This is a genomic window from Pseudorhodoferax sp. Leaf274 (assembly GCF_001422445.1).
In the GTDB taxonomy this organism is placed as follows: Bacteria; Pseudomonadota; Gammaproteobacteria; order Burkholderiales; family Burkholderiaceae_C; genus Pseudorhodoferax.
This window is the reverse complement of record NZ_LMNA01000001.1, coordinates 150,813-170,652: the sequence shown is the minus strand read 5'-3', so window position 1 is coordinate 170,652 and position 19,840 is coordinate 150,813. Positions and strand designations below refer to the sequence as shown.

The window sequence follows — 19,840 nt, the reverse complement described above, 5'->3', positions numbered from 1 at the left end:
CGCCCCATGCATGAATGCCCCGCGACCGTCTTTCCGCAGCAGATCCGCTGGGAAAGCGACGGCACCAGCCGCATCCCGTTCCAGGCCTACACCGACGAGACCCTGTACCGCAAGGAACTGGACCGGCTCTTCTACAACGGCCACTGGTGCTACGTCGGCCTGGAGGCCGAGATCCCCAACGCCGGCGACTTCAAGCGCACCGTGATCGGCGAGCGCTCGGTGCTGCTGGTGCGCGACAAGGACCGCTCCATCCACGTGGTGGAGAACGTCTGCGCGCACCGCGGCATGGCGTTTTGCCGCGAGCGCCATGGCAACCGCGAGAGCCTGACCTGCCCCTACCACCAGTGGAACTACACGCTGTCGGGCGACCTGCAGGGCGTGCCGTTTCGCCGCGGCGTCAAGCAGGATGGCAAGGTCAACGGCGGCATGCCGGCCGACTTCAAGCCGGCCGAGCACGGGCTGACCAAGCTCAAGGTCGCCGTGCGTGGCGGCGTGGTCTTCGCCTCGTTCGACCATGGTGTGGAGCCGCTGGAGGACTTCCTCGGTCCGGTCGTCCTGGCCTACTTCGACCGGCTGTTCGATGGCCGCCAGCTCAAGATCCTGGGCTACAACCGCCAGCGCATCCCCGGCAACTGGAAGCTGATGCAGGAGAACATCAAGGACCCATACCACCCCGGCCTGCTGCACACCTGGTTCGTCACCTTCGGGCTCTGGCGCGCCGACAACAAGTCGCAGCTGCTGATGGATGCGCAGCACCGGCATGCGGCCATGGTGTCCACGCGCGGCGCGTCCGGCAAGGCGGCCGACGTGACCCAGGTGTCCAGCTTCAAGGCGGGCATGGAGCTCCACGACGCGCGCTTCCTCGACATCGTGCACGAGCCCTGGTGGGGCGCGCCCACCGCCGTGATGATGACCGTGTTCCCCAGCGTGATCTTCCAGCAGCAGGTCAACAGCGTCTCGACGCGCCATATCCAGCCGGACGGCCACGGCGCCTTCGATTTCGTCTGGACGCATTTCGGCTTCGAGGACGACAGCGAGGAGATGACGCAGCGCCGGCTGCGCCAGGCCAACCTGTTCGGCCCGGCGGGCTTCGTCTCTGCCGACGACGGCGAGGTCATCGAGTGGTCGCAGGAAGGCTTCGAGACCAAGCCCGTGCACCGCACGCTGGCCGAACTCGGTGGCCGCGAGGTCGGCGACACGGACCACATGGTGACCGAGACGCTGATCCGGGGCATGTACGCGTACTGGCGCAAGGTGATGGAGGCGTGACCATGGACTGGCAGAACCACTTCGAGCTGACGCAGCTGTATGCGCGCTACGCCTCGGCCCTGGACGCGGCCGACTGGGACGCCTGGCCCGAGTTCTTCATCGACGACTGCGTCTACAAGCTGCAGCCGCGCGAGAACCACGAGCGAGGCTTTCCGCTGGCCACGCTGGCGTTCGACAGCAAGGGCATGCTGAAAGACCGCGTCTACGGCATCCGCGAGACCCTGTTCCACGATCCCTACTACCAGCGCCACGTGGTCGGCACGCCGCTTGTGCACCGGGTCGATGCCGATGGTCGCATCCACAGCGAGGCCAACTACGCGGTGTTCCGCACGCGCTTGTCCAAGGAGACGACCGTGTTCAACGTGGGCCGCACGCTCGATGAAGTGGTGCGCACGCCGCAGGGGCTGAAGTTCGCCGCGCGCCTGGTCGTCTACGACAGCGAGATGATCCCCAACTCGCTGATCTACCCCATCTGAGGAGCCGCGCCATGCCCATGAACTGGATCGACGCGGCCGCGCAGGACGAGGTGCCGCAGGACGACGTGGTCGGCCTGGCCGTCGCTGGCCGCGACATCGCGCTGTACGGCGTCGATGGCGAGGTCTTCGCCACCGACAACATCTGCACCCATGGCCACGCACGGCTGTGCGATGGCTTCCTCGAAGGGCACGAGATCGAGTGCCCGCTGCACCAGGGCAAGTTCGACGTGCGCTCCGGCCAGCCGACCTGCGCGCCGGTGACCGAGGCGCTGCGCAGCTACCCCGTGAAGATCGAAGGCGGCCGCGTCTGGCTCGCCTTCGACTGAGCTTTTTCCAGGCCACCAAGGAGAACCCATGACTGCTGAGCGACCCCAGGTCGCGGCCGCCGCATGCACGGATGCCAGCGCGGCCCGCACGATCGTGATCGTCGGCGCCGGCCAGGCCGGCGGCTGGGCGGCCCGGACGCTGCGCGCCGAAGGCTTCACGGGCCGGGTGGTGCTGGTCGGCGACGAGCCGCATCCGCCGCACGAGAGGCCGCCGCTGTCCAAGGCCGTGCTGTCCGGCACGGCGCCGCCGGAGAGCACGCACCTCCTGAAGCCCGAGGCCTTCGCGGCCCTGGGCCTCGACTGGCGCCCGGGCGCCCAGGTGCTGCGCATCGACCGTGCCGCCAGGCAGGTGGTGCTGGCCGATGGCGCCGTGGTGCCGTACGAGAAGCTGATCCTGTGCACCGGCGGGCGTGCCCGACGGCTCACCTTGCCGGGTGCCGACCGGGTGCCGCTCCACACGCTGCGCACCATCGGCGATGCCGCGGCGCTGGCGCCGGTCCTCGCGCCCGGCCGCAGCATCGTGGTGGTGGGCGGCGGCTGGATCGGCCTGGAGGTCGCGGCCACGGCGCGGCAACGGGGCGCCGATGCCGTGGTGGTCGAGACCCAGGGCCGGCTGTGCGAGCGCACCGTGCCGGCGGAGATCTCCGACCACCTGCTCGCACTGCACCGCGCGCAGGGCGTGCGCGTGCTGCTGGGCGCCGGCGTCAACGGCTTCGCCACGGGGGGCGATGGCCGCCCGGTGGTGCAGCTGGCCGATGGCAGCGCGCTCGCCTGCGATGCCATCGTGCTCGGCATCGGCCTGGTGCCCAACGACGAACTGGCGCGCGCCGCGGGCCTGGCCTGCGATGGCGGCGTGCTCGTCGATGCGCAATGCCACAGCTCGGACCCCGACATCCTGGCGGCCGGCGATGTGGCCGTGGCGGCCAATCCCTGGGCCGGCCGCCGGCTGCGGCTGGAGTCGTGGCAGAACGCGCAGGAGCAGGGCATCGCCGCCGCGCGTTCGGCCCTCGGCCGCGCGGTGGACTACCAGCCGCTGCCCTGGTTCTGGTCCGACCAATACGGCATGAACCTGCAGATCTACGGCATGCCCGGCGCCGCGCACCGCGTGGTGCGGCGCGGTGATCCGGCCAGCGGCAGCTTCGTGCTGTTCTACCTGGCCGGAGACGTGGTGCAGGCCGCCATCGGTCCGAATGCGGCGCGCGACCTGCGCTTCGCGCGCCGGCTGATCGAGCAGCACAAGCCCGTCGATGCCGAACGCCTGGCCGATCCGGGCACGCCCCTGTCCAGGCTGTGACCGGCTGCCAGCGCGCCGATGCAGACCCCCATCCACACCATCCACCGCAAAGGAAAACCCCGATGACCACCACCTACCTCTGGACCCCGCCGCCCGTGCGTTCGCTGCCCGTGCGCGGGCGCAGCGAGCGCCTGCCGGTCAACCGCCTGTTCTTCGTCGGCCGCAACTACCACGCGCATGCCGTGGAGATGGGCCGCCCGGTCGACAAGTCGGTCGAGGTGCCGTTCTACTTCACCAAGGCGCCGTCCACGCTGGTGGAGTCCGGCGCCACCGTGGCCTACCCGCCCGGCACCCAGGACTACCAGCACGAGATGGAGCTGGTGCTGGCCATCGGCACGGCCGGTTTCCGCGTCAGCGAGGCGGATGCGCCGCGCCTGGTCTACGGCTACGCCTGCGGCCTGGACATGACCCGCCGCGACCTGCAGCTCGTGGCCCGCGAGAAGGGCCGGCCCTGGGACCTGGGCAAGGACGTGGAGCAGTCCTCCGTCGTCTCCGAGATCGTGCCCATGCCGCAGCGCGTGTTGCGCGAGGGCGCGCTCGAGATGTCGGTCAACGGCGCCGTGCGCCAGAAGTCCGACCTGTCCAAGCTGATCTGGGACATCCCCGAACTCATCGCCGACCTCTCCAGGTTCTACCACCTGCAGCCCGGCGACCTGGTCTTCACCGGCACGCCCGAAGGCGTGGGGCCCGTGCAGGCGGGCGACCGCATCGAGGGCCGGATCGAAGGCGTGGGCAGCATCGTGCTCCACGTCGGCAAGGCCGAATAAAGCAACGTCGCACCACGGAGACCCCCCACCATGACCACCGACCTGACGCCTTCCCCGGTGCGGCTGCATGCCGTCGCGGGGCGTGGGCAGCCCGAACCCACGCCCGCCCTGGAGCAGCTGTACCGCGGCTTCGAGCAGGAGCTGCTGGTGCCGCTGTGGACCGAGATCGGCGACCTGATGCCCCGGCACCCGAAGTCCAAGGCCGTGCCGCACCTGTGGCGCTGGGAGAAGCTGCTGGCCCTGGCCGCGCAGGCCGGCGAGATCGTGCCGGTGGGCCGCGGTGGCGAGCGCCGCGCCATCGCGCTGGCCAACCCCGCGCTGGGCGGCCGGCCGTTCGCCACGCCCACGCTGTGGGCCGCCATCCAGTACCTGATGCCGGGCGAGGACGCGCCCGAGCACCGCCACACGCAGCATGCCTTCCGCTTCGTGGTGGAGGGTGAAGGCGTGTGGACGGTGGTCAACGGCGACGCCGTGCGCATGTCGCGTGGCGACTTCCTGCCGCAGGCCGGCTGGAACTGGCACGCCCACCACAACGCCGCCACCGAGCCCATGGCCTGGATCGACGGCCTGGACATTCCGTTCTCGTACTACACCGAGAGCCAGTTCTTCGAGGCCGGCCGCGAGAGGGTCTCGCCTGCCGAGCGCAGCACGGCCGAGCGTTCGTACGCCGAGCGGCTGTGGGGCCACCCCGGCCTGCGCCCCGTCTCCAGCAAGGGCGCCCAGCCCGCGTCGCCCCTGTTGGCCTACCGCTGGGCCGACACCGACCGCGCGCTGGCCGACCAGCTCGCGCTGGAAGCAGAAGGCCAGCCCGGCACGCTGAGCCCCGGCCACGCGGCCGTGCGTTTCACCAACCCGACCACCGGCGGTGACGTGCTGCCCACCATGCGCTGCGAGATGCACCGCGTGCGCGCCGGCGCCGCGACGCTGGTGCACCGCGAGGTGGGCTCGTCGGTGTTCCAGGTCTTCGACGGCAGCGGCACCGTCACCGTGGGAGAACGCACCTGGCAGGTAGCCCGCGGCGACCTGTTCGTCGTGCCATCGTGGCAGCCGTTCTCGGCCCAGGCATCCGCCTCCGACGCGCTGGACCTGTTCCGCTTCGGCGACGCGCCGATCTTCGAGGCGCTGCACGCGCACCGCGCCGAAGCCGTCGGCTGAGCGGCCTGCCTGCGCCGCCTGCGCCCACATCGAGTCCAGCCAGACCTTTCCAACCGGCCGCCAGCGGCCGAACCGCCAAGAAAGCCAGCCATGCACACTGTCGCCCGTTCACGCGCCTTCACGCGCGCCCTTTCACTGTCCTCTCTGTTCATCGTCGGCGCCGCGTGCCTGCCCGCCGCCATGGCCCAGACCTATCCCGCCAAGCCGGTGCGCTCGGTGGCGCCGTACTCGCCAGGCAGTGGCCCCGATGCGGTGATGCGCATCCTTGGCGAACGCCTGACGCGCAACTGGGGCCAGCAGCTCGTGATCGACAACAAGCCCGGGGCCAGCGGCTTCATCGCCATCGGCGACGCCAAGCGTGCGGCTCCCGACGGCTACACCGTGCTGCAGGTCGACAACACGCACATGGCCCTGCAGCCGCACGTGTTCAAGCAACTGCCCTACGACCCGCTCAAGGACTTCGAGCCGGTGGCGCCGGTGTACTTCACCAACTTCTTCGTCGTCGTGGCGGCCAATTCGCCCTGGAACAACGTGGGCGACCTGATCAAGGCGGCCAAGGCCGCGCCTGGTGGCATCACGTACGGATCGTGGGGCATCGGCAGCGTGGCCCACGTGGGCGCGGCGATGCTCGAGGCAGCGACGGACACGAAGATGGTGCACGTGCCGTTCAAGGACATGGGCAACGTCTACACCTCCGTGGCCACTGGCGACATCCAGTGGGCCTTCGGCTCCGCGGCGACCGCCGGCCCGATGTACCAGGCCAGGAAGGTCAAGTTCCTCGCACTCGCTGCACCGAAGCGCCTGCCGGGCTACGCCGATGTGCCGACGGTTGGCGAGGCCGGCGGCCCGGCAGGCTTCGAGGTGAAGACCTGGGTCGGCCTGTTCGCGCCCGTCGGCACCCCGAAGGCAGCCATCGAGAAGATCAATGCCGACGTGGGCAAGGTGCTGGCCAGCGCCGAGGTCAAGGAACGCCTGGCGACCTTCGGCTTCGAGCCCTACATCGGCCCGCCGGGCGAGCTCACCAAGGCCATCGAACGCGACTCGCGCACCTTCGGTGAAATCGTCAAGCGCGCCAGGATCTCGCTGGACTGACCATGAAGCTCTACACCTTCTTCCGCAGCGGCACCTCGCACCGCCTGCGCATCGCGCTGAACCTGAAGGGGCTGGCGTACGAGCAGGTCGCGGTCGACCTGCGGCGCGAGGAACATCTTGCACAGGCCTTCCAGGCGACCAACCCGCAGCAGTTCGTGCCCGTGCTCGAGCTGGATGGCCACCGCATGACGCAGTCGCCGGCCATCATCGAATGGCTCGAAGAGCGCTATCCCCAGCCGCCGCTGTTGCCCGACGGCGCCAGCGACCGCGCGCAGGTGCGTGCGCTCGCGGCCATCGTGGGCTGCGACGTGCACCCGGTCAACAACCGGCGCATCCTGGAGGCGCTGCGCCACCGCTTCAGGGCGGACGAGTCTGCGGTGAACGACTGGTGCGGCACCTGGATCGGCGCGGGCTTCGACGCCATCGAGGCCTTCCTCGCGGTCGACCGGCGGCGTGGCGACTTCTGTTTCGGCAACAGGCCCACGCTCGCGGATGTCTACCTCGTGCCGCAGATCGAAGGCGCGCGCCGCTTCAAGGTGGACATGGCGCGCTGGCCGCGCGTGCAGGCGGTGGACGCGGCCTGCGGACAGCTGGAAGCGTTCCGCAAGGCGGCGCCCGCTGCGCAGCCGGACGCGGGCTGAGTCAGTCGCCCTGCATGTAGAAGGCTTCGGCGTGGATGTGCGTCGCCTCGATGCCCTTGCCCAGCGCGACCAGCATGGTGGTCTCCACCATCGGCGGTGAGCCGCACAGGTAGGCTTGCCACCCGCGCAGGCTGTCGTGGTCCTGCGCGATGGCCTGGGTCACCAGGCCGCGCCGCTGGGTGGCCGGGTCGGCACCCGATGCCATCACGACGTGCACGCGCAGTGCAGGGTGCGCCTGCCGCAGTGCGTCCAGCCAGGCCAGGCCGTAAAGTTCGCGTGGCGAGCGCAGGCCGAAGTACAGGTCGATGGGGTTGCGCATGCCGGAGGCCACGGCGCCGCGCACCACCGACAGCACCGGCGCCAGGCCCGTGGCGCCCGCCACGCACAGGATCGGGCCGGTGTGCTGCTTGCGCAGGTAGGCGGCGCCCAGCGGCCCGCTGACCTTGACGGTGTCGCCCACCCGCAGCTGCCCGGCGATGTGGTCGCTGACGCGGCCCTTGGGGACCAGCTGCACATGGAACTCCAGCAGTTCATCGCCCGGCAGGCCGGCCATGGAGTAGGGCCGCGCATGCGCTGGCGTGAACGCGAGTTGCGCGTACTGGCCCGGCGAGAATTCCATGGGCCTAGCCGGCCTGAGCAGCAGGCGCCGGATGCCGGCCGCCATGGGATCGAGGGCCACCACCTTCGCCTTGGCCACGCGCGCCCGGTGCACCACCGCCTCTTCGGGTGTGGGGACTTCGATCGTGCACGGCTCGGTGACGTAGGTCTGGCACGCCAGCACCGCGCCGTCCATGCCGTCCAGCGGGCGCTGCTGCTCGCGTCCACCATCGAGCACCTCGCCATCGAGCACGCGGCAGCGGCAGATGCCGCAGCGGCCGGACAGGCAGGAGTAGGACATCGGCACCTGCGCCGCGCGCAGGGCATCGAGCAGGTTCACGCCCGGTGCGGCGCGGATGATGCGGTTGAGCGGCTGAACGAGGATGTCCATGGGCGGTGGGCTGCGAGGCGCTGCGCGCGATTGTGCCGATGGAGGCCGGCGGATCACGGGCTGCCATACCATCTGCGCTTCATATCATCGGCAATGGTGGAGTCGCGATGGAGCTGTCTGACATCGACCTGAACCTGCTGGTCCTGTTCCAGCAACTCATGGCCGAGCGGCGCGTGTCCAGGGTGGCCGACAACATGGGCCTCACGCAGCCTGCCGTCAGCAATGCACTGGCCAAGCTGCGCCGCATCTTCGACGACGAGTTGTTCCTGCGCACCCCGGGCGGCATGGTGCCCACGCCGTTCGCAGAACAGCTCGGCGAGCCGGTCGGCTACGCGCTGGGCATGATCCACAGCGGGCTGAACCAGCGCATGCAGTTCACGCCGGCCACGCTCAAGCGCACCATCACCATCGGCATGACCGACATCGGCGAGATCGTCTTCCTGCCGGCGCTGCTGGAGCGGCTGGGCCGCGAGGCGCCGGGCGTGACGCTGAACACCGTGCGCAACAACGCCACCAACCTGCGCGACGACATGGAGGCCGGCAAGGTCGACCTGGCCATCGGCCTGCTGCCGCAGTTGAAGGCTGGCTTCTTCCAGCGCCGGCTGTTCCGCCAACGCTACGTGTGCCTGTTCCGCAAGGGCCACAGGCTCGACCGGCCGAAGCTGACGCTGGCCGACTACAAGGCGGCCGAGCACCTCGTGATCGTGTCCGCAGGCACGGGGCACGGCGCGATCGACACCTTGATCCAGAAGGCCGGCATCGACCGGACCGTGCGGCTCAACGTGCCGCACTTCGTGAGCGTGGGCCACATCCTGCAAGGCACGGCGCTCGTGGCCACGGTGCCCGAGCGGCTGGCACTCGAGCTGGTCGAACCGTTCGGGCTGGCACTGCGGCCGCACCCGGTCAAGCTGCCCGAGGCGGCGATCAACGTCTTCTGGCACGCCAAGGTGCACCGGGAGCCGCTGAACCAGTGGCTGCGCGGCATGGTGTTCGAGCTGTTCGCGGCGGAGCAGCCTGCCGCGGACCAAGGAGCTCCAGAGCGCAGTGCGAAGACGCCGCACCCCGTCGTCCGGCGGTCGGCGCCAGGCTCGTCTACATCTCGGGTTTGAACCCCGAAGCGGCGATGCGCTGGCCCCAGACTTCGTAGTTGCGCGCCAGCATGCGGGTGTATTCGGGCGGCTTGGCGCAGGCAGGCTCCAGCCCCAGCCTGGCGAAGGCCTGGACGACATCGGGGCTGGCCACCACCTCGGCGATGGCCGCCGCGGCGCGGGCCAGCGTGTCTTCCGGCGTGCCTTTGGCCATCACCACACCGGAGGTCTCGTCGGCGATCAGGTCGGGGAAGCCCTGCTCCTGGAACGTCGGCACGTCCGGGGCCAGTGCGGACCGTTGCGCACTGGCGAGCGCCAGCAGGCGCAGGCGGCCTTCCTTCAGGTGCGGCAGCGCGTCGCCGATGGGGGAGCACATCGCGGCCACCTGGCCTCCGATCAGGTCGATGACAGCGGGGGCCGAGCCCTTGTAGGGGATGTGGTTCAGCGCGACGCCGGTCTGGCGCGACAGCTGGCTGACGAGGAAGCGCTGCGGCGTGGCGGAGCCGGGCGTCGCGTAGCTGGCCTGGTCCTGGTGCTTCTTTGCCCACTGCAGGAAGTCGGCGATGTTGCGCACGTCGGCCGGGACCATCGGACCGACGGCGAAGCCCATGCGCAACACGGCGCAGGACGAGACGGGCGACAGGTCTTCCAGCCTCACGTTTGCGTTCCTGGGCTCCACATGCGGCACGACGGTCAGCACGGCCTCGGGCTGCACGACCATGCTGCTGCCGTCGGCGGGCCCGCGGCGCAACTCGTTCAGCGCGATGCGGCCACCGGCGCCGGGGCGGTTGTCCACCAGCGTGGTCTGGGCGTAGGGGCCACGCATGCCTTCGGCCAGTCGGCGTGCGGCCGCGTCGGTGGTTCCGCCGGCGGGGTAGCCGACCAGAATCTTCAGCGTCTGTACCGTGGTGGCGGCGCTGGATGTGCCGTGCCAGGCGAGTAGGGCCGCGGCGGAGGCCAGCGTGTGGTGAAAAGCGCGACGGTTCATGGGCATCGAAGTCTCCTTGTTGTCGTGAAAATCCTGGGGGTGGACGGCGCGCCGTGGCACGTCTTGGCGCGCCGCGGCACGTTGCAGATGGCTGGCTGCCAGCGCACCGGTGGGGTCCCGGATTGGCGCGCGGCGCCTGAGGAGGCCGTGGCTATACTCCTCCGCACCATGCCCTTGCGTGCCCGCGACTTCTATCAAGTGATGCGCCTTCATGGCGAAGTGACCGAGCAACTTGAGGAATGTCTGCGCGGCGAGGGCATCACATCGGGCCAGTACACGGTGCTGAGCCTGCTGGCGACGATGGAGCCCACCTCCTCGGCAGATCTGGCGCGCAAGCTCCGGATCACGGCCCAGTCGATGGGCCAGTTCGTCCAGGCCCTGGAGTCCAAGGGCCTGGTCGAGCGTGACAGCAATCCCGCCCACGGCCGCCGGATCGACATCCGGCGCACGGCCAGGGGGCGCACCGTGCTGGCGCGGTGCGACCGCCTCGTCGACGAGGCGGAGCGCCAGTTCTTCAGTCCCTTGTCGGCCGGCGAGCACGCGCAGTTGCGCGAGTGGATGACCCGCTTGCGCATTGCGCGGCATGCTGCGCACATGTGAGGCGACGGGGCGGCGTGTGCCGGGCGCTCAGGCGCCGTCCGTCTCGCACAGCCGGCCGCCCGCATCGGCCAGGCGTTCGATCAGGTCCGCGGGCCGGTAGGCGTCGCCGTGCTGCCGGTGCAGGGTGCGCAGGCGGTCGCGCACGTGGCCCAGCCCCAGCCGGTCGGCGTAGTACATGGGGCCTCCCTTCCACGCGGGCCAGCCGTAGCCGTGCTGCCAGACGACGTCGATGTCGCTGGCCCGCGGCACGATGCGCTCGGCCACCAGCTTGGCCCCTTCGTTGACCATGGGCAGGATCAGGCGTTCGCAGACGTCGGCGTCGGCCATGCGTGCGCGGGCGATGCCTGCGCGCGCGGCGGCCTGCACGATCAGCTGCAGGACCTCGGGGTCCGGCAACGGCGTGCGCTGCCCGGCCTCGTAGCGGTAGTAGCCGCGGCCCGCGCGCAACCCGGTGCGGCCGGCTTCGTACAGGCGGTCCATCAGCCAATCCTGCTGGCCGGTCTCCTGCCGCCGCCGGTAGCTGAGCTCGATGCCGCCGGCCATGTCCTGCAGCTCGAAGGTTCCCATCGGCAGGCCGAACTCGCGCAGCACGCGGTCGACCTGCTGCGGTGAAGCGCCCTCCAGCAGCAGCCGGCCGGCCTGGCGCTCGCGCGCCATCATCAGCCGGTTGCCAACGAAGCCGTCGCAGACGCCCACCACGACCGCCACCTTGCCCAGCCGGCGGCCCAGTTCCCGCGCGCTGGCGACGCTGGCCTCGTCGGTGCGCGGCCCGCGCACGACCTCCAGCAGCTTCATCACATGGGCCGGACTGAAGAAGTGCAGCCCGATGACCGCCTCGGGCCGGCGCGTGGCGCCCGCGATCCGGTCGATGTCGAGCGTGGACGTGTTGGTGCCGAGCAGTGCCCCTGGGCGCGCGTGCGTATCGATCTGCGCAAAGACTTGCTGCTTCAGCGCCAACTGTTCCCACACGGCCTCGATCACCACGTCGGCCGACGCGATGTCCTGCATCTCCCGGCTGGTGCGCAGGGCCGCCATCTGCGCATCGCATTGCGCGTCGGTGACGCGGCCCTTGGTGCGTTGTTCGTCCAGCGTGGAACGCACGCGCTCCACGGCGCGCTGCAGGTTGTCCTGGCTGTTGTCGATCAGGCAGACGCGCAGGCCCGCGGCCAGCAGCGCCAGCGTGATGCCGATCCCCATGGTGCCGGCGCCCACCACGGCGGCGGCCTGCAGCGGCGCCGACGTGTGGTCCGGCGGGCGGTGCGCTTCCTGGGAAGCGGCCAGCGCCTGGCGCGCATAGGCGCGCGCCTGCTCGGCGGCCGTGGTCGTGAACACGGGCAAGGGCGGCCCGCCGTCGCTGGGGTCGAAGCGCACCTGCACCGCATCGCCGATCTGCAGCGCATGCACGTCGCTGTCGACGATCGCCGTGGTCAGGCGCGGGCCTTCGGGCAGCTCGACCACGGCCATGGCCGTGGGACGCGGCGCGCCGCGCACGATGGAGAAGGAGTAGACGGTGCCGCGTCCGCTGGTGGGCAGCCAGTGCGTGTCGCCACGGCCGCAGAACGGGCAGTTTGGCCGCGGGTAGTAGTAGTTGCGTCCGCAGGCCTCGCACCGCTTGACGAGCAGCCGCCCCTGGGTGGCCGCCTCCCAGAACGCCGCGGCTTCGGGAAACACCGTGGGGGCCGGCGGCAGGTGTGACGTGGTCTTGCGCATGGGTTCACTCCGCCTGCAGGATCAGGGTGCCGGCCACGTGGTAGCCGGCCAGCGAGCCGCCGGTGCCGTGGGCCAGCACCGTGTCATGGTTGCGCACCTGCACCGCCGGATGCGCCTCGCCGCGGCATTGGCGCACGGCCTCCAGGATCTTGGTCATGCCGCCCTTGTTGCCGGGATGGTTGTTGCACAGGCCGCCGCCGTCGGTGTTGAACGGCAGCCGGCCGATGCCGGAGATGAGGTTGCCGTCCTGCACGAAGCGGCCGCCTTCGCCCTTGCGGCAAAAGCCCAGGTCTTCCAGCTGCAGGATCACGGTGATGGTGAAGCTGTCGTAGAGCGATGCATAGCGGATGTCGGCCGGCGTCACGCCCGCTTCCTCGAACGCCTTGGCGCCCGACCAGATGCCGGCGGAGTAGGTCAGGTCGATGTCGCCGCCATGGCTGTGCTTGAGCGCTTCGCCCGCACCGAGGACCTTGACGCGCGGCCGACGGAGTTCGCGCGCGATCTCGGGGCGCGTCACCACGATGGCGCCGCCGCCATCGGTCATGACGCAGCAATCGAGCTTGTGCAGCGGATCGGCCACCATGGGCGAGTCGAGCACGTCCTGCACCGTGACGACGGTGCGCAGCTTGGCGTGCGGGTTGTGCTGGGCGTGGTGCGATGCCGCCACCTTGACCCAGGCCAGTTGCTCCGGCGTGGTGCCGTACTCGTGCATGTGGCGCCGCGCGACCATGCCGTAGCCGTAGACGGGCACCGGCGGCACCGCCGCGAGGAAGGGCCGGTCGGGCATGCCGTGCAGGTCCATGCCCGCCAGCCGCGTGCCGGTGGCGCCCGCCAGCGGCCTGTCGGCCAGCGTGATCAGGGCCACATTGCAGTGGCCCGCCGCGATGGCCTGCGCCGCGTGGCTGACGTGCAGCAGGTAGCCCGATCCGCCGGTCTCGGTGCTGTCCAGGTGCCGCAGCCGGTTCAGGCCGATGTACTCGGCCATCGTCATGCCGCCCAGGCCGGGTGCGTCTGCCCCGCAGAAGAAGCCGTCCACGTCGTGCAGGGACAGGCCCGCATCGGCCAGGGCGCCGAGCGCGACGTCCGCATGCAGCTGTGCGGTCGAGATGCCGTCGGCGCGCCGCGTGGGGTGCTCGTAGATGCCGGCGATGTACGCCTTGCCACGGATCGACATGGCGGCGCGCTCAGGGTTGGCGCGCCTGGCGGCGCTGCGCGAAGAACGCGGCGATGCGTTCGTCGCCATTGGCGGCGGCGCCCGTCATGGAGGCGACCATGCTCTCGGCGAACAGGCCGGCCTCGGCCGGCATGTCCGCGATGCGCGAGATGCCGTTGATGATGGCGTAGTTGGAGGCCTCGGCATTGGACGCCACGGCCGCGGCCAGCTCCAGGGCGCGGGCCAGGCCGGCGCCGTCGTCGACCGTGTAGTGGGACATGCCCAGGCTTTGGCCTTCGGCGGCGCTGTAGCGTCGGCCGGTCAGCATCATCTCGACCATGCGGCCGGCGCCGATGATGCGCGGCACGCGCACGGCGGCCCCGCCGCCCACGAAGATCCCGCGCTGGCCTTCCGGCAACTGGTAGAAGGTGGAGGCCTCGCTCACCCGGACATGGGTGGCGGCCGCCAGCTCCAGGCCGCCGCCGATCACGCCGCCCTTGAGCACGCTGATGACCGGCACCTCGCCGTGCTGGATCAGGTCGAACACGCGGTGCCAGCCGCGCGAATGGCGCAGTCCGTCCAGGGGGTTCTGGCTGCGGTTGGCCATGCGCTCCACCAGGTCGAGGCCGGCGCAGAAGTGCGCACCTTCGCCGTGCAGCACGACCACACGGGCACCGCGCGGGGGGGCCGAGAAGTACGCGCCCAGCGCCTGGATCAGCGCGTCGTTGATGGCATTGCGCTTGTCCGCGCGGTTCAGCTTGAGCACGGCGATGTCGCCGTGGCATTCGGCGATCAAAAGGGGTTCGGTCATGCGGTGCGGTCGGTTGCCGGTTGAGGGGATGCGGTGACGTGGAGCACGTCGGCGTGGCGGGCGTCGTCGTACAGGCGCGCGACGGCATCGCTGCGCCGCTGCAGCACGACGCGCTGGTTGACGTAGCCCTTGTCGGTGATCTCGCCGTGGTCCATCGACGCGGGCGTCTCCAGCAGCAGCACGCGGTCGATGCGCGCGCTGCTGCCGGGGTGCGCCGTGTTGTGGGCGCGCAGGGCCTGCAGCAGCTTGTCGCGGTACCGGGGCGAGGCGGCGATCTCGGCCAGCGTGGCGGTGGGGTTGCCGACCAGTTCGCGGCAAGGTCCCAGGCTGGGCCACAGCAGGGCGCCGACGTGGCCGCGGTCGGCGCCGGTGATCACGGCATCGGCCACCCACGGCGCCAGCGCATCGATGAGCTGCACGCGCAGCGCCCCGACACGCACGAAGGTGCCGGAGGTCAGCTTGAACTCCTCCGCGACACGGCCGGCGAACAGCAGGCCCTCTTGCGGGTCCGCCGGATCGACGAAGCTGGCCGCGTCGCCCATCCTGAAGAATCCCTCGTCGTCGAAGGCCGCCGCCGTGGCCTGCGGCTGCTGGTGGTAGCCGGGCGTCACGGCCGCACTGCGGATGCGCAGTTCGTAGCGGGCGTCGTCCAGCGGGACCAGCTTGGCCTCCACCCCGGGATGGGGCAGCCCGCACAGGCCGACGCGGTCGGTGGGCCAGAACACATACAGCGCGCTGGGCCCGGTCTCGGTGGCCCCGTAGCCCGAGACGAAGGGGATGCGGCAGCCCGTGTGGCGGACGGCCAGCGTCTGCAGCCGGCGGTAGACCTCGTCGGGCAGGCGTGCGCCGGCGTAGGCCATGGTCTGCAGCTTGGCGAAGAAGCGGTGCGCCAGGCTCTCGTCCTGCTCCAATGCGTCGGCCAGCATCGCGTAGCCGATCGGCACGTTGGCGAAGCGCAGCGGCGAGATCTCGCGCAGGTTGCGCAGGGTTTCGTCGAACAGCTTCGGCGCCGGCTTGCCGTCGTCGATGTACAGCGTGCCGCCATCGCGCAGCACGCTGTGGAACACGGTGTTGCCGCCGGCGACGTGGCTCCACGGCATCCAGTCGAGCGTGGCGCAGTCGTCGGGGCTCGGCGACCGGGTCCACAGCTGGCTGTGCATGGCCAGGGCGTGCGTGAGGACCCGCTGCGTCATCGTCACCGCCTTGGGCGTGCCGGTGGAGCCGGACGTGAACAGGTACTTGGCGACGGTGTCGGGCGTGATGCGGGCGACGGACGCCGCGACGGCCGGGCCGGGCGGCGTGCGGGTCCAGTCGTGCCACAGCACGTCGCTGAGGCCGGGCACGGGATCGGTGGCGCAGACCACCGTGGCAGGCGGTCCTGCCAGCGTGCGCAAGGCCCGCAGCGCGGGTTCGAACTGGCGCGCGCTCTGCACGAAGATCACGGCCGGGCGCAGCAGGTCGGCCATGCTCTTGAGCCGCGCATGGTCCTGGCTCAGCAGGGCATAGGCCGGCGTGATGGCGACGAGCGGCATGCGCGCCTGCATGGCGGCGATTGCAAGCACCCCGTGCTCGATCGAATTGCCGCTGAGCACCATGACGGGTGCGCCCGCGCGGTCCAGCTGCAGCAGCGCCTGGGTCACGCCATCGACCTGGCGCTGCGCATCGCCGTAGCGCAGATGTTCCCAGGCGCCGGCCGGGCCGCGGCGCTGCGCGAGCCAGGCGCGCTCGGGCAGCGTCTGGCTTCGTGTGTGCAGGAGCGCCGGGATGTGCGGCACCTCGACCTGCAACGCCAGCCGGTTGCGCAGGACGATGCTTCCATCGTCCCTGCGTTCGATGTCGATGTCGCGTGCGATGAAGGGCACGTCGCGAAAGGGCGCCGATGCGGCATCGCGGCCGGTGTGCGGGCGGGCTGGTGCGGACACGTTCACTCCTGCGGCTGGTCGCCGATCTCGTTCGGCCGCGCGGCGGCCGGGATGCCCGAACTGGCCAGAGCCTGCGCGGCTCGGCGCTGGGCCACGATGGAACGGGCCTGCCGCCGGGACAGGCGATGGCGGCTTCGCTTCGCTTGGCGCATCGTCATCGCTCGAGGTCCATGGCTGTCTCCGCTCGTTGCGTTCATGGACAGCAATAGTGTCAGTAAGGCTTATATTATGAATTGGTGTTAATACTGATCGGCAACGAATGCTGGGCACGGCATGCCGCAGCGCGCCACGCGTGGCTGCGGCCAGTCCACCTGCGGTTAAGACCCCTTGAAAATCGTTCGCTGGTTGCGGGGCAGTCCGGTGCCTAGACTGGCAAGCCACTGAACGCAATGAGGTGTCCCGATGAATTGCAAACATGCGCTGGCAGCTGGCCTGGCGTTGGTCGCGGCCTGCATCGCTCCCGCCGCCAACGCCCAGGCGTCGGGCTACCCCAGCCAGCCCATCAAGCTGGTGATCGGCTGGACCGCCGGCGGCGCCACCGACATCCTGGCGCGCCAGCTGGCCGCCCACATGGCCAGGCAGCTGGACCAGTCCGTGGTGGTGGACAACCGCCCTGGAGCCGTCGGCACGATCGCCCAAGGCGAAGTGAGCCGCGCCAAGCCCGATGGCTACACCTTGACGCTGGCGACCAACAGCACCTACGCCATCGCACCGCACCTGATCAAGTCGCTGCCGTACGGGCCCGGCGCGCTCGCCCCGGTCTCTCTTGTCGGCGTGAGCCCGCTCATCCTGACGGTGAAGACGGGGCTGGACGTGCAGGGCGTCAAGGGCCTGCTCGACATGGCGCGGCAGCAGCCCGGCCACTTGAACTACGCGTCGGGCGGCAACGGCTCCACCAGCCACATGGCGAGCGAGCTTTTCAAGGACCTGACCCGCACCTCCATCACCCACATTCCCTACAAGGGCGGCGGCCCCGCGACACTGGCCGTGGCTGCGGGAGAAGTGGATGTGGGCTTTGTCGACATCGGCGTGGCGATGCCCTTGATCCGGGCGGGCCGTCTCAAGGCGGTGGCGGTGTCCGGCAGCAGCCGCAGCCCGCTCCTGCCGCAGGTGCCGACGGTCGAAGAAGCGGGTGTGCCGCGCTTCGAGTCGGCCACCAAGTTCGCGCTGTTCGCACCCGCCGGCACCCCGGCCGTCATCATCGAGCGGCTGCACGAGGCGGTGCGCAGTGCCCAAAAGAACGATGAACTGAAGGACAAGCTGCGCCAGCAGGGCATCGAACTGGTCGCCAGCAGCCCGGCCGAGCTGGGCAGGGACGCGACCGAAGGGCTCGCCAAGTGGGGCAGCTTGGTTGCCGAACGCAAGCTGTCGCTGGAGTGAGCGCCATGCACGGACCGCCCATGTGCTTGCAAGCTTCTTCCCGTGAACGGTGCTGCATGCGACGCACCGCCCTTGCGCGATGACGGCCCGCGTCGCCATCGTCGGTGCCGGACCGATCGGCTGCGCCGCCGCCGCGTTCCTCGTCCGCGCGGGACACGCTCCGGCCATGTGGTCGCCCACGGCCGGCCGGCTGCGTCGCGACAGAGACGCAGCCACCGTTGCCTGTACCGGCGCGCTGCAAGGCAAGGTCGAATTCGAACTGCTGGACTCGCCAGACCGGCTCGCGGACTTTCCCGTCGTGCTGGTCTGCCTGCCGGCCAACGCATACGCCGCCGTGCTGGGGCCGCTGAATGCGGGCTGGCGCAGTGGGCAGCATGTGGTCGTCAGCGGTGCGCTGTCACTGGCGCCACTGTGGATCGCCGCGGCAGCCATGGGCGTGCAGGTCACGGGCTGGGCAACCACGCTGACGACCGCGCACTTTCAGCAGGACGGCCTGCTGCATGTGAACCCGCTGCGCAGCCGCATCGACATGGCGACCGTGGGTGCTGCGGGCGCTGCATCCGCGCGGCAGACCTGCGCGCAACTATTCGGCGAGCGCTTCGTCGCCGCGGACAGCCTCCTGGCGCCAGCGCTGGCCAACATCAACCCGATCGCGCATGCAGCGGAGGTCATCCCGAACTTGACGCGCATGGAGTCGGGCGAAGCCTGGTCGCTGTTCGGCAACTTCACCCCCGTGGTGGGCCGGCTCGCGGAAGGCCTCGACCGTGAACGACGCGCCGTGGCCATGGCGTTCGGGTTGGAGCTGCCATCCCTGCAGCAGCACTATGCGCGCTCCTACCACGTGCCCCAAGGGCCGCTGCACACCATGGCGGCGGCGATCGTCCGCAATGGCATGAGCCCGAACGGTCCCGCTGTGCTGGAGCACCGGTATGTGCTGGAAGACGCACCCTTCGGCCTGGCCTTCCTGGAGGCGCTGGGTGGCGTTGCCGACGTGCGCACGCCCGTGCTCACGGCGTGCCTCAGCTTGCTCGCCGCCGCCTACGCGCGGGATTTCCGTGCCGACAACTTCCTGCTGGACGCGCTCGGCATTCCGGGTACCGCAGTCGGGACATTGCTCGCCCGTTGCGCGGCGGCAGCCAGTCCCGCCAGCCGGGCGCGGTAGTTGCCGCTGCGGCGGTACACCATCACGATGGCCACCGGCGGCGGCAGGTTCTCCATGGTCAGTTCCACCAGAACCCCGCGCTGCAGCCGGTCGGCCAGCGTGCCCTGCGCCGCAAGCGTCAGGCCCAGGTTCTGTTCGGCCAGCTGCAGGTGCGTGACCGCGTTCATGGTCTCGATGAACGGGATCAACGCGGGCAGCGCGTGGTCCTCGAGCGCGCGTTCCAGCATCATCCGCGAATGGGTCGGGCGGGGCGGCAGGATCCAGTGCTCCTGCGCCACGTCCACCCACTTCAGCGGGGCGCTCTTGCGGGTGTTCCGGGCGGCGAGGGGGTGCCGGGGCGAACACACGACGCGCCACTGTTCCAGGCCGATCCGCTCGATGGTGAACCCCTGCTTGGACAGGCTGCCGAGTTCAGAAGGGGTGTCCATCGTGATGAGGGCGTCCACTTCGCCGGCCTCGAGCTGGCGCGAGATGTCCGCCAGCCGCCCCTCGATCAGCAGCAGGCCCGGCAGCTGGCCCGCGCCCGCGAGGTCCGCGAGGACGCCCGGCAGCAGCGTCCATGCAAGGAACGGCGTCGCGCCGATCTTCAGCCGCTCGTGCAGCGGCCGGAGTGGCGAGGCGAGCTCGTCGGACAGTTGCTCCATCTCGGCCAGCAGGACGCGGCCGCGCTGCACCACCAGCGCACCGGCCGCGGTCGGCACGACGCCGCGGGGAAGGCGATGGAACAACGTTTGCTGGAACAGCGCCTCGACGTCCTTGAGGCCCTTGCTCACGGCTGCCGTGGTCATGTGGAGCCGTTGGGCGGCCGCCCGCATGTTGCCGGTGTCGGCCAGCGTGCTGAGCAGCTCCAGCTGGCGAAAGCGCAGCGCCGCCATCAGCCGCTGCGACGCATTCCTTCGGCCACCGGCCGTGCCGACTTGTTCAGAACCCACTTCCATGCCAGACCTCGCACGGGCATTGTCCACGGCCCGAAGTCTGCGCCGGCCGGATCCATGGAACGGTCCACGCCGGCCAGGTC

19 protein-coding genes and 1 pseudogene are annotated in these 19,840 nt (G+C 70.4%); 12 read left to right on the top strand and 8 right to left on the bottom strand.

The window, feature by feature from the left end:
• Window positions 1-6 precede the first annotated feature (6 nt).
• The 8 genes from ASF44_RS00770 (at window position 7) to maiA (ending at window position 7,020) form a co-directional block, all read left to right on the top strand.
• The gene (locus ASF44_RS00770; protein ID WP_056897275.1) at window positions 7-1,269 is read left to right on the top strand and encodes an aromatic ring-hydroxylating dioxygenase subunit alpha; all 1,263 of its coding nucleotides are present in this window, start codon (window positions 7-9) and stop codon (window positions 1,267-1,269) included.
• Window positions 1,270-1,271: 2 nt separating this feature from the next.
• The gene (locus ASF44_RS00765) at window positions 1,272-1,745 is read left to right on the top strand and encodes an aromatic-ring-hydroxylating dioxygenase subunit beta (protein ID WP_056897274.1); all 474 of its coding nucleotides are present in this window, start codon (window positions 1,272-1,274) and stop codon (window positions 1,743-1,745) included.
• Window positions 1,746-1,756: 11 nt separating this feature from the next.
• Window positions 1,757-2,071, top strand: coding sequence for a non-heme iron oxygenase ferredoxin subunit (locus ASF44_RS00760; RefSeq protein ID WP_056897273.1), 315 nt, complete (start codon window positions 1,757-1,759; stop codon window positions 2,069-2,071).
• 28 nt (window positions 2,072-2,099) lie between these two features.
• On the top strand, window positions 2,100-3,365 hold the full coding sequence (locus ASF44_RS00755) for an NAD(P)/FAD-dependent oxidoreductase (protein WP_056897272.1): 1,266 nt from the start codon (window positions 2,100-2,102) through the stop codon (window positions 3,363-3,365).
• Between the two features lie 62 nt (window positions 3,366-3,427).
• Window positions 3,428-4,132 (top strand): fumarylacetoacetate hydrolase family protein, encoded by a 705-nt coding sequence (locus ASF44_RS00750; RefSeq protein ID WP_056897271.1) that lies wholly within the window; start codon window positions 3,428-3,430, stop codon window positions 4,130-4,132.
• A gap of 30 nt (window positions 4,133-4,162) precedes the next feature.
• Window positions 4,163-5,287, top strand: a complete 1,125-nt coding sequence (locus tag ASF44_RS00745) for a cupin domain-containing protein (RefSeq protein ID WP_056897270.1) — start codon at window positions 4,163-4,165, stop codon at window positions 5,285-5,287.
• A 90-nt stretch (window positions 5,288-5,377) separates the two neighbouring features.
• A complete protein-coding gene (locus ASF44_RS00740) occupies window positions 5,378-6,379 on the top strand; it encodes a tripartite tricarboxylate transporter substrate binding protein (RefSeq protein WP_056897269.1) in 1,002 nt (333 codons plus the stop codon).
• A 2-nt stretch (window positions 6,380-6,381) separates the two neighbouring features.
• Window positions 6,382-7,020 (top strand): maleylacetoacetate isomerase, encoded by a 639-nt coding sequence (gene maiA / locus ASF44_RS00735; protein ID WP_056897268.1) that lies wholly within the window; start codon window positions 6,382-6,384, stop codon window positions 7,018-7,020.
• Between the two features lies 1 nt (window position 7,021).
• Here the strand turns inward: maiA and ASF44_RS00730 are convergent, their stop codons facing one another.
• Window positions 7,022-8,008, bottom strand: coding sequence for a 2Fe-2S iron-sulfur cluster-binding protein (locus ASF44_RS00730; RefSeq protein WP_056897267.1), 987 nt, complete (start codon window positions 8,006-8,008; stop codon window positions 7,022-7,024).
• Between the two features lie 107 nt (window positions 8,009-8,115).
• On the opposite strand from ASF44_RS00730, the gene ASF44_RS00725 reads away from it, so the two are divergent.
• Entirely contained in the window at window positions 8,116-9,117 is a 1,002-nt protein-coding gene (locus ASF44_RS00725) for a LysR family transcriptional regulator (RefSeq protein WP_082524438.1), read from the top strand.
• Here ASF44_RS00725 and ASF44_RS00720 read toward each other — a convergent pair.
• Window positions 9,101-10,090, bottom strand: coding sequence for a tripartite tricarboxylate transporter substrate-binding protein (locus ASF44_RS00720; RefSeq protein ID WP_056897266.1), 990 nt, complete (start codon window positions 10,088-10,090; stop codon window positions 9,101-9,103). The genes ASF44_RS00725 and ASF44_RS00720 overlap by 17 nt on opposite strands.
• A gap of 162 nt (window positions 10,091-10,252) precedes the next feature.
• Between ASF44_RS00720 and ASF44_RS00715 the strand changes: the two genes are divergently transcribed.
• Window positions 10,253-10,684 (top strand): MarR family winged helix-turn-helix transcriptional regulator, encoded by a 432-nt coding sequence (locus ASF44_RS00715; RefSeq protein WP_162243767.1) that lies wholly within the window; start codon window positions 10,253-10,255, stop codon window positions 10,682-10,684.
• 27 nt (window positions 10,685-10,711) lie between these two features.
• Here the strand turns inward: ASF44_RS00715 and ASF44_RS00710 are convergent, their stop codons facing one another.
• From ASF44_RS00710 to ASF44_RS32685, 5 genes are read right to left on the bottom strand one after another with little or no spacing between them, the layout of a single operon-like run.
• On the bottom strand, window positions 10,712-12,394 hold the full coding sequence (locus tag ASF44_RS00710) for a 3-hydroxyacyl-CoA dehydrogenase NAD-binding domain-containing protein (RefSeq protein ID WP_056897264.1): 1,683 nt from the start codon (window positions 12,392-12,394) through the stop codon (window positions 10,712-10,714).
• Window positions 12,395-12,398: 4 nt separating this feature from the next.
• Entirely contained in the window at window positions 12,399-13,568 is a 1,170-nt protein-coding gene (locus tag ASF44_RS00705) for a thiolase domain-containing protein (RefSeq protein ID WP_056898130.1), read from the bottom strand.
• A 10-nt stretch (window positions 13,569-13,578) separates the two neighbouring features.
• Window positions 13,579-14,358 (bottom strand): crotonase/enoyl-CoA hydratase family protein, encoded by a 780-nt coding sequence (locus tag ASF44_RS00700; protein WP_056897263.1) that lies wholly within the window; start codon window positions 14,356-14,358, stop codon window positions 13,579-13,581.
• Window positions 14,355-16,280, bottom strand: coding sequence for an AMP-binding protein (locus ASF44_RS00695; protein ID WP_056897262.1), 1,926 nt, complete (start codon window positions 16,278-16,280; stop codon window positions 14,355-14,357). The genes ASF44_RS00700 and ASF44_RS00695 overlap by 4 nt, the downstream gene beginning before the upstream one ends.
• Before the next feature lie 2 nt (window positions 16,281-16,282).
• Complete coding sequence (locus ASF44_RS32685; RefSeq protein WP_235579088.1) at window positions 16,283-16,438, bottom strand: hypothetical protein; 156 nt, start codon at window positions 16,436-16,438, stop codon at window positions 16,283-16,285.
• A 244-nt stretch (window positions 16,439-16,682) separates the two neighbouring features.
• On the opposite strand from ASF44_RS32685, the gene ASF44_RS00690 reads away from it, so the two are divergent.
• Entirely contained in the window at window positions 16,683-17,660 is a 978-nt protein-coding gene (locus tag ASF44_RS00690) for a tripartite tricarboxylate transporter substrate binding protein (RefSeq protein ID WP_056897261.1), read from the top strand.
• A gap of 79 nt (window positions 17,661-17,739) precedes the next feature.
• Window positions 17,740-18,687 (top strand): annotated as a pseudogene (locus ASF44_RS32680) (NAD/NADP octopine/nopaline dehydrogenase family protein); the annotation flags it as partial.
• Window positions 18,688-18,698: 11 nt separating this feature from the next.
• Here ASF44_RS32680 and ASF44_RS30760 read toward each other — a convergent pair.
• Window positions 18,699-19,760, bottom strand: coding sequence for a LysR family transcriptional regulator (locus ASF44_RS30760; RefSeq protein ID WP_082524434.1), 1,062 nt, complete (start codon window positions 19,758-19,760; stop codon window positions 18,699-18,701).
• Window positions 19,761-19,840: the final 80 nt, after the last annotated feature.